Origin of the sequence: Bartonella sp. MM97QHHN (assembly GCF_042194285.1) — a bacterium.
Lineage (GTDB): Bacteria > Pseudomonadota > Alphaproteobacteria > Rhizobiales > Rhizobiaceae > Bartonella.
In genome coordinates this window covers 45,459-59,346 of sequence record NZ_JBHIMS010000104.1, presented here as the reverse complement: position 1 = coordinate 59,346, position 13,888 = coordinate 45,459, and the positions used below count along the sequence as shown (strand labels likewise).

The 13,888-nt window shown below is 33.7% G+C and carries 11 protein-coding genes and 1 pseudogene; 3 read left to right on the top strand and 9 right to left on the bottom strand.

The features are described from left to right. Positions 1-492 precede the first annotated feature (492 nt). From ACFIJW_RS08825 to sodC, 3 genes are all read left to right on the top strand, one after another. Complete coding sequence (locus ACFIJW_RS08825) at positions 493-837, top strand: hypothetical protein (protein WP_375611907.1); 345 nt, start codon at positions 493-495, stop codon at positions 835-837. After that, a complete protein-coding gene (locus ACFIJW_RS08820) occupies positions 815-1,138 on the top strand; it encodes a hypothetical protein (RefSeq protein WP_375628109.1) in 324 nt (107 codons plus the stop codon). Before ACFIJW_RS08825 ends, ACFIJW_RS08820 begins: the two co-directional genes overlap by 23 nt. Before the next feature lie 453 nt (positions 1,139-1,591). Beyond that, entirely contained in the window at positions 1,592-2,119 is a 528-nt protein-coding gene (gene sodC, locus ACFIJW_RS08815; RefSeq protein WP_375632234.1) for a superoxide dismutase [Cu-Zn] SodC, read from the top strand. Between the two features lie 547 nt (positions 2,120-2,666). Here the strand turns inward: sodC and ACFIJW_RS08810 are convergent. From ACFIJW_RS08810 to sufB, 9 genes and pseudogenes are all read right to left on the bottom strand, one after another. Then, a complete protein-coding gene (locus ACFIJW_RS08810; RefSeq protein WP_375634085.1) occupies positions 2,667-3,287 on the bottom strand; it encodes a hypothetical protein in 621 nt (206 codons plus the stop codon). Between the two features lie 6 nt (positions 3,288-3,293). Then, positions 3,294-3,605: a hypothetical protein gene (locus ACFIJW_RS08805; protein ID WP_375634084.1), complete on the bottom strand. Its 312-nt coding sequence runs from the start codon at positions 3,603-3,605 to the stop codon at positions 3,294-3,296. Positions 3,606-3,900: 295 nt separating this feature from the next. Then, positions 3,901-6,654: pseudogene (locus tag ACFIJW_RS08800) on the bottom strand (DEAD/DEAH box helicase). A 22-nt stretch (positions 6,655-6,676) separates the two neighbouring features. Continuing rightward, the gene (locus ACFIJW_RS08795) at positions 6,677-8,317 is read right to left on the bottom strand and encodes a site-specific DNA-methyltransferase (RefSeq protein ID WP_375634082.1); all 1,641 of its coding nucleotides are present in this window, start codon (positions 8,315-8,317) and stop codon (positions 6,677-6,679) included. 83 nt (positions 8,318-8,400) lie between these two features. Further along, positions 8,401-8,802: an SUF system Fe-S cluster assembly protein gene (locus ACFIJW_RS08790; protein WP_375634081.1), complete on the bottom strand. Its 402-nt coding sequence runs from the start codon at positions 8,800-8,802 to the stop codon at positions 8,401-8,403. Then, positions 8,795-10,039 (bottom strand): cysteine desulfurase, encoded by a 1,245-nt coding sequence (locus ACFIJW_RS08785; RefSeq protein WP_375618154.1) that lies wholly within the window; start codon positions 10,037-10,039, stop codon positions 8,795-8,797. The genes ACFIJW_RS08790 and ACFIJW_RS08785 overlap by 8 nt, the downstream gene beginning before the upstream one ends. A 10-nt stretch (positions 10,040-10,049) precedes the next feature. Continuing rightward, positions 10,050-11,312 (bottom strand): Fe-S cluster assembly protein SufD, encoded by a 1,263-nt coding sequence (gene sufD, locus ACFIJW_RS08780; protein WP_375634079.1) that lies wholly within the window; start codon positions 11,310-11,312, stop codon positions 10,050-10,052. Positions 11,313-11,323: 11 nt separating this feature from the next. Then, the gene (gene sufC / locus ACFIJW_RS08775; RefSeq protein WP_375618156.1) at positions 11,324-12,079 is read right to left on the bottom strand and encodes a Fe-S cluster assembly ATPase SufC; all 756 of its coding nucleotides are present in this window, start codon (positions 12,077-12,079) and stop codon (positions 11,324-11,326) included. A gap of 159 nt (positions 12,080-12,238) precedes the next feature. Continuing rightward, positions 12,239-13,750, bottom strand: a complete 1,512-nt coding sequence (sufB, locus tag ACFIJW_RS08770) for a Fe-S cluster assembly protein SufB (protein WP_375634078.1) — start codon at positions 13,748-13,750, stop codon at positions 12,239-12,241. Positions 13,751-13,888: the final 138 nt, after the last annotated feature.

The following is a 13,888-nucleotide window of genomic DNA, read 5'->3' as shown; positions in this document are numbered from 1 at the left end:
AGATAAAAAATAATAAATTGTATTTTGAATCATATCTATTACTGATGTAAAAAAATATTTTTGTTCTTTCTAAGAAGTAACAAATTATATTAAAATAATTAATTATATTTATTGATTTATTTATAATAATAACGTATTTAATTAATATAACTGTAAATTATTTTTTATTAAAAATTATTATATTATTTAGTATGTTGATATGAAATAAGAGAAAACTGAATTATAGACTACAAATTAAATTATAAAGATATCTTGCTAAATCATAGCTGTTAAATTTAGCACTATAAAGAAAATGAAAAATAATACCGTTTTGAAAAAGTTATTTTATAAAATTAATTTTAATAAGAAAATAAATAAAAAAAACGGTTTTATTTAATCAATATATTTTCAAAAATTTTTATTGTTAAGTATAATATTAAAAATAAAATCATCTTTGGAACCTGTTAGTAACACAGAGGTTAATGAAGTGTTGTTTCAACAAATGGTAACAAGATGACACTAAATAATTTTTTGAAATTAAGTACTTTTTTTATAATGATTGCATGTGTCTCGTTGATAGTCACGACTTCAATAAGTGAAGTTTTTCACCTTCCTTATTGTCAAACCTTTACCTATAGCTCTACTCAAAAGGTCACTAAAATAGGTCAGAACTCATTTACTGCTTCACAAGTTAAAAATTGTCTTATGCAAAATGGTTTTGAGAATATTAAACGATTGCGCTTAGATGACAATGGTATCTGGCGTGCTTTAGTAAAATTTAAAAAGTCCCATTTTTTCGTATCCGTTGACTATTCAGGAACAGTTAGCATTCAAAATGAAAGAAAAGAATATGATTGATTTAAAAACTTACAGCAACGTTTCTTTTCACAGCTGTAAGAAAAAAAAATTAAAAAAGTACTGCCATTCTATTAAAGAATTTTCTTTCATTGGCGGTTTAAATGGTAGCATATCAGGAGCTATCGCGGCAACTCTTGCAGCTTATGGTTATATTGCTCTTCCAGGATTTGGTCCAGTTATCGCAATGGGTATAGGAGTAGCACTTTCTTCCGGAATAATAATAGGAGCACTGATAGGATCAGGAATGGGAGGGAGTGTCGGTATATGCTGTATTTTATTGGGAAATTTATATGAATCATAATAATTTTTTCTCTTATAAATTTCATAATGAATAGAAATTTCTCGTCATTTTTTCTATGAAAAACAATTAAATCATCAACAAATTATATGTTCTTTTTTTGATGAAACGATCATCATATTGTAAATGAAATAATAGCTAACTTACTAAAATTCCTTATTTAATTTCTTATTATACCTCAAAAAGTAGATTTTTTAAAAGCATCTCTTGAAGAAATGTAAGTGAGATATAATTATCCATCCATAAAAGCTGTATTTTTTATAGATCAAAAAATAAAAGTTATGTTCAGAAATATATATAAACACACTTTAATTTATTTGCTCTTTATAAAAACTAATATTTCTATGTAAATTATTTTTCTTAAAGTTCAATTTAAGACACTTATATAACATATAATTAGTATAGATTATTATTTATAGATAATAATCTATTTAAAGATAAGTATAAAGGTACTTCATGAAAAAAATATTATTATCATTATTGTTTTTTATGGCATTTTTAATTCATAAAAATTCTGCATTAGCACTATCAAAACAAGTAAATATTTATAAATTAGAATATAACAATTCCAAAAAGGCTATTGGTAGCATTAAAATTGAAGAAACCACATACGGTTTGATTTTCATCCCTAATTTATCTACTTTATCAGAAGGAATGCATGGTTTTCATGTACATGTAAATCCTTCATGTGATACAAAAGATGGCATAATTGGTGGAAGCGCAGGTGGACATTATGATCCGGAACATACCGGAAAACATTTAGGACCTTATAATGTCAATGGTCATCTTGGTGATTTACCAGCACTTTATGTTGATAAGCAGGGATATGCCATAATGAGCGTTCTTGCTCCACGATTAAAAAAAATCTCTGAAATTAAAGGGCGCTCTTTAGTCATTCATTTAGGGGCTGATAATCAATCAGATAAACCATTACCGCTTGGCGGAGGTGGTGCACGTTTAGCGTGCGGTATTATTGAAAAATAAAGAGTGTATTGTGGCAGACTGCGACAGTACACACTCCCTTTACCATAAGGTGTGAGAGAAATTTATTTTTTAAATCTATTTCAAGAAATTGAGTAAACTGTGTGAATATTTTATAAAATTAATGTTTTTTTGAATGTTTACTTCGGATAACAAAAAGCTTAGTAATCATCAAAACGAACAGCAATGGAAATTAAAGAAATAGTAGTGTAAATTCTCCGTAAGAAGACTTCAATATGAGGAAGTAATATTTTCCATGCTTGATGTAAACAAAGCAAAAAAGTCGAATTTCACCCTCTATAATAGCAAATTTATAATAAATTATAATCATTAAGTCTAGTATCTAATGGAATCACGCTCAATGCACAAAATAGAACAGGACTAAAACAGAATTTTTACTCTTCCCCTACTCAACCCTACTCATGAGGTACGTGAGAAAAATTTTAATTGATACAATATCAATATAATAAGTCAAACAAAATAGTTAGAGTAATTTTTCATCACTCTGAAAAAAGGCTTTTAAACAATAGAGTCTTTTTAAAAATACCCCTCATAGATACATATGATCCCAATCTAGAGGACGCATCTCACCAGTTTGATAAAATTGACGAATGAGCTTAATATAATCAAGAAAATCTTCGTTTTCCTCCACTAATCTATTAGCAGTATCCCAATCAATATCACTACGTTCTTTGGCAGGAATTAAGATCTCACTCTCGGAAGAGTTTTCCTTATTAAGTCTTATAAATCCAATTCCATGCAAACTTGAAAGCATCCGAAGCTCTTTTAATGTATCAACTCCTTCAATTTCACTAGCAACTAAATAACTCAAATTAGCCCATGAAGAATTACTAACTGTTTGAAAAAATGCTTTTCGTAAATTTGAACGATTGATGAGAATTTTTACTTCAAAAGACCAAAGCTTTGTCTTTTTATCAAAATATTGCAAAATACAGGCTTTGATTTCACGATTCCATTCCTTGCTTAAATCTTGCATCCCTACGAGATCTGGATAAAGCCATTTATTTCCGCCTGCACCATGTTTATTACGAGAACATTTCTCATTAATGCGCTTGCCTATAAACTGCAAGCTCTGACCATAAAAATTTAGATAATAATGGATAAAGATCATGCTCTTTAACAGAGCCATCTTCTGTTCTACTCTTTGCATTGTCCTCTATTGCATCAATTTCAGCACTATCTGTTTGTTCAGTAAAATAATATTGTCTCGGTCGTCCTTCAGTGGTTTTAATTCTGAATAACGCTTTTGTAACTGAGGGCGTTTTGCCCCTATTTCAGCAACAATTTGCTGAATAAGAGCCGCATCACTATTAAGGGGAGTGATTATTGCCGTTGAATTCTTTTGTTTTTGACGGCATTTTTCTGGGTAATTTTCAAATATCCATTGAGCAATTTCTCGAGCTGTAAACTTTTTTGTCGGGTTTTTCTTTAAAAAATTAAAAACAGTGTTTGTTAAATTTAAAGTCATATGAAAAACTCCCCCTTTTATCCTCTGGGTATTTCATTATATTCAGGCGTTTTAAATGAAAGAACAATAAACTGTTTAAGTTTTTTAAAAAAAGAACATTTATCAAATTACTCAATAAAATTAAAATATTTTTTTTAATTTATGACTATAAACTCAAAGATTTTTTTACATAATGAAAATAAGATTGTACTTTTATAAAAAAGTGTAAATGTGCTACAAATCCCCATACAAAAGCATAATCTTGTATAACTTTTCTATACATTTTTCTTTTTATTTTAACGTCGTTAGAAAAAAGTTAAGAGCTCTCAAGTATAGATTCTGAAATGGTAAACTCTGCACACAAACCTTCAAAACTACTATTTGCTTTAATAGCATCATGGGGAATAAGAACATAATACCATTTTTTATCGCCATAAGTCGCCGCATAGCGCGTTGCATGACAACACCATTGAACTGCAGCTTCTCTCTTTTTTAAAACAATAGGATTTTGCATTTCAGAGGCTTTTTTAGGCTCACAAAGATATTTGGCATCCTTCGTTTCTACAACAAAGTCTGGTTCATAGATTGATCTTTTATCATATTCTATTCTGAAAAAACCTCGAGCGGGTTTCATCCATTTCAAGACTTGTGCATCATCCTCTAATATTTGAGCAAATCGTAATTCCCCTTCTACTGAATCAAACTTTTGTAAAGGATAACAGCATTTTCTAAAGCCGCTGAATACAAGTTTTTTAATATCGCTTTTAATGGCAGGAATATTACGAAAATCAAGAGGAGACGTCCCTTGCGGCAACACATAATGGATAGGTTGTAAAATTGTAAAACCTCGTGTAACTTTAACCGCATAATCTTTTTGCGTTTCCCATTGATGTTCTCTTAATTGCGCAACAATAAAACTAGTAAGCTTGTGCTGATAGTGAATTAATACGTTCTCAACAGCTGTATCATTGGGTAAATAAGATCGGAAATGTTCTACTATCTGACTAGCTAATTTTCGTAATAAGAGCGTATGGTTATCATAATCGACAAAGTCATTATCAATCAAACCACGAATGATGTAGTTTTCAAGATAAGGCTCTTTGACATATTCATTCTTAGATGTGAGAAAAATGCTTTTATGGGTACGCAATTCTCGAATTAAAAGTTCTTTACTAACAGGTTGAAAATTTAAGTTTTCTAAATTTTCCAAATCAAAATCATAAAAACCATAAGTAACATCACGCGAAGGAATGAGTATAATATTTGGAATATCTATTATTAGTTCTATTAATTGTTTTGTCAGAATTGTCACCACTTTTGATACAAGAGACTTTTGTGATGAAGGCTTAATATTCATAACTTTATTAGCAATTTTTTCTTGTATCTGTGCAGAACAAAGCATTTGAGAACTTGGCAATTTATCATTCTCTTTGATAAGATCCCACGCGATCGCTGCAATATCTTGCTCTTCAGGCGTTAATGTAGGGGAATCTGTATGACGTAATATGATACCTTGTAAATCAGAAGATGCTCCATTTATATCGGAATTACGTATTACCATCGTTTGCATCAATAAAGCTTCTACTTGACTTGGAACTGTCACTATATCGGTCTTTTCAAAGGGGATATTCCCTCCTGTTCCAATCTCAATATGCTTTTTTATAATTGAGTTTGGATCGTTTGCACGATCAATAATATCTTGAAAACGATCATGCGCAATAATTGTTAAACGATCAATAGCTTCCACGCCTGTTCTATACCCATAAGGCAAACGCAATCCACGCCCAATTGTTTGCTCTGTTAAAATTTCTGAAGCCGATGCACGCAACGGTACAATAGTATAGAGATTCGTAACATCCCACCCCTCCTTTAATTTATTAACGTGAATAACAATTTCTGTTGGGTCATGAGAATCTTCAATTGCAATCAGCTTTTGAATATTTTGATCTTCTTCTATATTCGACTGTTTTGTATGAATCTCTATAACTTTTCCCTTATAAGATCCTGTAAAAAAATCATCTGTTTCCAATAAATCACGCAATTTCTGTGCATGATTTGTATCTTGAGCGACAACTAAAATAAAAGGCTTAACAAACTTTTTGTTATAATCTTTGGCATAGGCAATTAAATCTGCTTTCACGTTTTCATGGGCATGAATTGCATCTTGTAATTTGATATGTTCTAATTGTTCAGATGTATAATTTTGAGGTTGAAAATCTTTACGTGTAGCAATAGCAGGCTCTTTTACAAAACCATCTCTCATAGCCTCTGCAAGTGAACAACTATAGACAACATTTTTAAAATCTACGGGTTTTGCACCTATTGTTTTTGGTGTCGCTGTAAGCTCTATTCCTCAAACAGGTTTTAACTCATTAATTGCTGCCGCACCAGCAGAAGCTCGATAACGATGTGCTTCATCCATTAACAAAACTAAATCAGGAAGATTTGCGAGATAATCAAAATAACTTTCACCAATCGTTTCTTGTAAGCGTTTAATTCGCGGAATACTAGATTTTAGTGCGCCTTTTTTATTATCCGTTGTATTAATTTTAGAAATATTAAAAATATTGATAAAGGCCGTATCTCTATTCTCAAACAAACGCTTTTGTCCTTGAATATGGTGTTCATCAACGCGAATACCTTTACCACTTTCATAATCTTCACCTGTAATAATAACGGGTCTATTGGCAATAAATTCACTCATTCCACTGAAAACATACTTCGGACTTTGGGGACTAAAATCCTGTTTTAACTTTTCATAAATAGTCAAATTTGGCGCTAAAACAAAAAAATGGCGACTACGACCTGTTAAATAAAGATAGCTGATAAAAGCCCCCATAAGTCGCGTTTTCCCAACACCCGTTGCTAAGGCAAAACAAAAAGAGGGAAAATTTCGTTCAAAATCTTGTACAGAAGGATAAAGATTTTTTATCACTTCTAACTCTGCAACCAAATCAGCATTTTTAGAAAGCTCTATATTTTCTAAGATTTTTACCAAAATATTTAAAGATTCACGTTGAGGATCACGTAACGATAAGCGAGCAGAAATCCTTTTTTCAACAGTGTTCATGAAAAACTCCGCTTTTTATATACTATTCAAATAAATCTAATTCTGCTTGCGTAATATCTTTATTTTTGTTGTTTTCTTTTACCACAATCACTGGTTCAAGATTGGCTACATTTAAACTGTAATCGTCCCTTCCCCATTCGCATTTTTCTAATATTGCACGGGGGATTTTAGTGAGTGTCAGATTTTCAAAGGATGCTGATTTTGTATCAAAGGCTGTACCACAAATCAGCAACGTGCGATGAGAGCCTACCTCTTCACTCATTATACAGAGTTGTTCATGGGTCATGGCACTCGTTGTGACATAAATATAATCTGTTTCGGTTGAATACCCTTGCATCCAATAATGATTTTCATCCGGTGCATAGGTAAATCCCATATGTTTGCACATGGCTTCTGATAGCATGGCAGCATTATATTCGCGACTAATAATCCATTGTCCCCATGGATCTTTTTGCAACAGGGAAGGTGCAAGGCGATAATAACGGAATCCACCGCCACCTTGCCAATTGACACTTTTGGAAATTCCCCCTTGATCAGTTCCATCAATGACTTGTTTTAAACGAGGGATAATGTGGGTGTGACAATGCTCACCAAGTTCAATCATAATCCACTTCCTTCCCATTTTATGGGCAACAGCACCGGTTGTGCCAGAACCAGCAAAAGAATCCAGTACAAGATCACCGGGATTAGTGGCAAGTTGAATAATGCGTTCCATTAAACGTTCCGGTTTAGGAGTTGTAAAGACACTATCAGAATTGAAGACTTTGGCTTCTTTTTTTGCATCTTGATTATGGCCAACTTCCTGATAAGGCCAAATGGTCATTGAAACCATACCATTTTTTACCTCTGATAAAAAACGTTTCATAGAAGGAACATTACTTCCTGTTGGACCAAACCAAACACGATTATCTTCTAATAGCTTAGCAAATTTTTGTTTACTAACGCGCCAACTCGTTCCAGCAGGAGGCATCACACTGCGCCCAGAAGGCGTAATAATTTCATAAACATCTTTTAAATTCATAGTCTTAACTGAAAGATTATCTGATTTCCAAGGACCGCGAGGATCATTATCAGGATTTTTATAGCGCGCATCCATATCGCTTGAACGAGGAAGCAATTGAGGGCGCCAAATCGTTTTATCTTTAGCATAAACCATTATAAAATCATGATTATCAGAAAGCCATTTTGTATCATTTTGTGGAGCATATTTCTTTTGCCAAATAATATTGTTGATGAAATTTTGGCGACCAAAAATTTCATCCATCATCACTTTAAGATAGGCTTGTTCATCATCATCAATTGATATCCAGATACTTCCATCATCCGCCAGTAAATGATGTAACAATTCTAGCCTGTCTCTCATAAGGCTGAGCCATATGGAATGCTCTAAACCATCTTCATAATGTTCAAAGGCATTGCCTGTATTATAAGGCGGATCGATATAGATACATTTTACCTTCCCCATATATTCTTGTTCAAGCGCTTTGAGTGCGAGTAAATTATCACCAAAAATGAGTTTATTATCAAAAATATCTTGGGTAGATACTTGGTGCGGAGCGTGATAAGATTTTTCAAGATCTTCTAATAAGATACGAGGTTCTAGTTTTGGGCGTTTTTCTTTTCCAATCCAAGTGAGTTCTAGTTTTTGTTTATTATAACTCATGCGATCGTCCTTAAATTCAAATGCTTGTGAAAAGTAAACAGCTTATTCATGAATGGCTAAATTAGAGTCTCTTAACAATACTTTTAGTACCATCCGACAGCAATTTGAGCTTCTTCTGACATACAATCAGGTGTCCATGGTGGATCAAAAGTCATAGTGACTTCAACATACGAAACCCCTTCAACTGCACTGACTGCATTTTCTACCCACCCTAGCATTTCACCCGCAACAGGACATCCCGGTGCTGTAAGAGTCATTTCAATTTTTACTGAACGATCATCTTCAATATCAATACGATAAATCAGTCCTAGCTCATAAATATCAGCAGGAATCTCTGGGTCATAAACTGTTTTGAGAGCAGAAATAATATCATTTGTCATACGATCAATTTCGTCTGCTGGAATTGCTGATATGTAAGATTTTTTATTTTCGCTTACAGTTTCAACGGATTCTGTAGAATGACGCTCTTCAATTGATTCAGCCATTAAAAAATGTCCTTGTTTCTTGCAATGCTTCTACTAATTGATCTATATCCTCTTGAGTGTTATACATGGCTAACGATGCGCGGCAAATAGATGTTAGACCAAAGCGCTGTAATAAAGGCTGTGCACAATGAGTTCCCGCACGTATCGCAACCCCTTTTCTATCAATAAACATAGCGATATCATGGGCGTGAATCCCTTCAATTGTAAATGATATAATAGCTCCTTTATTGGGAGAATGACCATAAATACGCAATGACTCAACCATTTTAAGTTTTTCCTGTGCATAAGCTAAAAGGGACCTCTCATGGGCATGAATTGTGCTACGACCTTTCTCTTGTATATAATCAATAGCCGCAGTTAATCCAATAGCTTCAACGATAGGAGGAGTGCCTGCTTCAAAACGGTAAGGAGGAGCATTATAAAAAACCTTATCGGTTGTTACCTCCTCGATCATTTCCCCTCCCCCTTGAAAAGGACGCATTTCTTCTAATCTATCTTCTTTACCATACAAAACACCAATACCAGTGGGACCATAAAGCTTATGACCTGTAAAGACATACCAATCACAATCGAGATCTTGTACATCAACGGTTAAATGTACTGCTCCTTGAGAACCATCAACAAGAACAGGAATAGAATTTTGATGTGCTAGCTTAATAATCTCTTTAACAGGAGGCACAGTTCCTAATATATTGGACATATGCGTTATAGCAACAAGCCGCGTTTTTTCGCTTAAAGCCTTTTGGAAATCTTCAATGTGCAGAACACCATTTTCATCGACAGGAACAAAAATAAGTTTAACACCTTTTTGTTCACGGAGAAAATGCCAAGGAATAATATTTGAATGATGTTCCATGATCGTTAGAACAATCTCATCACCTTCTTTGAGTTTTGGCATCGCCCAACCATAAGCAACAGTATTAATAGCTTCTGTTGCATTTTTCGTAAAAACAATTTCTTCAGCTTTTTGAGCATTTAGAAAAACACGAACGGTTTCACGAGAATTTTCATAGGATTGTGTTGCTATATTGGCTAAAAAATACATTCCCCTATGCACATTAGCATAACTATAGTGATAATAATTATTCATTGCATTGAGTACTGACATTGGTTTTTGGGCAGAAGCACTACTATCAAGATATGCTAATCGCTTTCCATAAACTTGATGGTGCAAAATAGGAAAATCACGCCGAATTTCTTCGACATTATAAGTAAATGTTTGTACGTTATTTTCCATTTTTTCTACTTTAAACATTTTTTTCAAGCCATTTACTAATGATATTCTCTAAAACGATTTGAATATTATCTTGCTTGATGTCATCAATGAGCTCAGAGATAAATCCTTTAATCAAAAGCGCACGAGCCGTTTTAAAAGGGATACCACGTGTCATAAGATAAAAAAGATAATCATGATTAATATTAGCAACTGTTGCACCATGACCACATGCAACATCATCAGCAAAAATCTCCAGTTCAGGCTTTGCATTAAATTCTGCATCATCTGAAAGAATAAGGCTATTACAAGCCATGCGTGCATCTGTTTTTTGCGCTTTTTGAGAAACACGTATTATTCCTTGGAAAACACCAACAGCCTTATCTGTAACCACATTGCGTATAATTTCGGTTGATGTTGATTTTTCTTCCACGTGACGAACAGTCATTGTAAGATCACTATGTGTTTGTCCTGATAATAAATTTATGACGCGTAATTGAAAATCAGATTCTTCTCCCTGTAATTCAATATTGATTTCTTGGCGATTTAATTGGCTCCCTATATTAATGACATAAAGTGATAACTTCGCTCTTTGATCAAGAACAGCACAAAATCGACCAAATTGTGTAGAATTAAAATCACGATTGCGAATGAGAATCCACGTAACATCACTATCAGCAGCAACATTTAATGAAAATATTGAACTGACAAAGGTATCTTTATCATTGCCAACCTGATGTTCAATAAACATAACTTGACTATTTTTATCAACTTTTATATCCGAAAAAATATGAGATTGTCCCCCCATTTGTATATTTTGTAATTCAATGGGGATATTTAACTTTGTATTTTCAGGGATGTGAAAAAGCCAACCATCTGTAACAAAAGCTGTATTTAACTGTCCAATAAAATCTTCATCAGAAATGTTTTGATTTATCTGTACAGAATTATCTTCTAATGCGTCTGAAAGGCGTTTTACTGCAATGTTGTCTACCTTTGACTCTATCGATGTTTTTCCATTGTTTATGGAGAAAACAGCACTTTCTGAAAGCAATGCATCAACCAATTGATTGTCTTGAACTTTTGAAAAATTGCTAATAGACTTCAGTAAGGTACGCAGATTGGTATAATGCCAACTTTCTATTTTACGGGAAGGAAGCCGTGTCGTTTGAAACTGCTCAATAGTTTTCTTGCGGATTTCCTGTACAGCTTTATCACCAGGTAAGTGGTTTACATACTGATTAAAATTACTGAGTATATTTTCTTCAACCGTTAACAAGTTTTGCTGTGCATTCATATTTAATAACCTCAAACCGCTTCTCTAATAAGATCAGCATACCCATTTTGCTCTAAATAAAGCGCTAAGGATTTATCACCGCTTTTGATAATTTGTCCTTTATAAAGAACATGTACCGTATCAGGAATAATATAATTAAGCAGCCGTTGATAATGGGTAATCACCAAAAATGAACGTTTTGAATCCCGAAGCTTATTAACACCATCTGCAACAATTTTTAGTGCATCAATATCTAAACCAGAATCCGTTTCATCTAAAATGCAAAGTGTAGGTTCAAGAAGTGCCATTTGTAAAATTTCAGCGCGTTTTTTTTCTCCACCTGAAAAACCTACATTTAATGGACGCTTTAGCATATCCATATCTATTTCAAGTTTGGCTGAAACTTCTTTAACACATTTTATAAATTCAGGAATTTTAAGTTCTTCGTCACCTCGCGCTTTGCGTTGAGAATTCATCGCAACTTTTAAAAATTCCATTGTTGCTACCCCTGGTATTTCCATTGGGTATTGAAATGCAAGAAAAACACCATATGCAGCACGTTCTGCTGGATCCATTTCTAAAAGTGATTGTCCATTATAGAGAATATCTCCTTCTGTTATTTCATAATCATCACGACCAGCAAGCAAATAAGATAAAGTTGATTTTCCGGCTCCATTTTGTCCCATGATAGCAGCAACTTCTCCATCTTGAACTGTCAAGTTTAAACCACGAATAATTTCTGTATCGGTTTCAGCAATACGGGCGTGCAAATTTTTGATCTCTAACATAATTTAATCCTGTTTTGGCTGTTTTTCAGATATCAATGCGTATTATTTTACCTTAGCATCCATCTACTTTTGTAATTACCATAGAGGTCATTTTTAGCATTATGTGCTACCGTTACAGCCTTTTTACATAAAGTCTTCTATTTATCTAATTAAATAAAATTATCCAACACTACCTTCAAGGCTAATACTAATAAGCTTTTGTGCTTCGACAGCAAATTCCATGGGAAGTTTTTGAATGACCTCTTTTACAAAACCATTTACAATTAATGCGATAGCTTCTTCTTCGGGAATTCCTCTTTGCATAACATAAAAAAGTTGGTCATCAGAAATTTTTGATGTTGTGGCTTCATGTTCAAACTGAGCTGTTGCATTTTTTGCTTCAATATAAGGAACTGTATGCGCACCACAATCATTTCCGATTAACAAACTATCACATTGCGTAAAGTTACGCGCATTTTGTGCTTTTCGATGAGCTGTGACTTGTCCCCGATAAGTGTTATTTGAAAAACCTGCAGAAATACCTTTGGAAATAATGCGACTGGATGTATTCTTTCCCAAATGAATCATTTTTGTACCAGAATCAATTTGTTGATAACCGTTTGCAACAGCAATAGAATAAAATTCTCCACGCGCATTATCACCACGGAGTAAGCAGGATGGATATTTCCAAGTAATCGCAGAACCAGTCTCAACTTGTGTCCATGAAATTTTAGAGCTATCACCTCGACAATCTCCACGCTTCGTCACAAAATTATAAATACCACCCTTTCCATCTTTATCGCCAGGATACCAGTTTTGTACTGTAGAATATTTAATCTCTGCATTTTCAAGGGCAATAAGCTCAACAACAGCAGCATGAAGTTGGTTTTCATCACGTTGGGGTGCTGTACACCCTTCAAGATAAGAAACATAGGAATCTTCAGCGGCGATAATCAATGTTCGTTCAAATTGGCCAGTGTTGCGTTCATTAATCCTAAAATAAGTTGAAAGCTCCATAGGACAACGAACCCCTTTGGGAATATAAACAAATGAACCATCTGTAAAGACAGCTGCATTTAAGGCCGCATAATAATTATCACTTATAGGTACAACTGTTCCTAAATATTCTTTAATAAGCTCAGAATGTTCAATAATCGCCTCTGAAATAGAACAAAAAATCACACCAGCACGTGCCAGCTCTTTTTTGAATGTTGTTACAACAGAAACAGAATCAAAGACTGCATCAACAGCCACCTGCCCCGATACAGACATACTGTCATCAAAAGTGGAGGGATCAGACTGTTTTCTTACTCCTGCCAAAATCTCTTGTTCTTTAAGGGGAATGCCAAGTTTTTCGTACGTTGCTAATAACTCAGGATCCACTTCATCCAAAGATTTTGGTCCTGTATGATTTTTTGGAGCAGCATAATAATAAAGCTCCTGAAAATCAATTTTAGGATATTCAAGACGCGCCCAATGAGGCTCTTGCATTGTCAGCCAACGGCGGTAAGCTTTTAAGCGCCATGTTAGCATCCATTCAGGCTCATTTTTTTTAGCGGAAATAAATTTGATAATATCCTCATTTAAGCCTTTTGGAGCTTTATCGGTTTCAATATTGGTTTCAAAACCATATTTATATTGGTCAACATCTATTTCACGTACTTGGCGTATCGTTTCTTGTACTGCCGGCATAAATTTTCTCCATTTTTTGGCGTCAAAAACCGGTAACTAAAGTCTTGTTTTTTACAAGATTAAAGTAAGCAAGTTATCTCCTAGGCTATAGGTAAAGTGCAAAAATTTCAATCAAACTTATTTTATTTTTAAAATAAT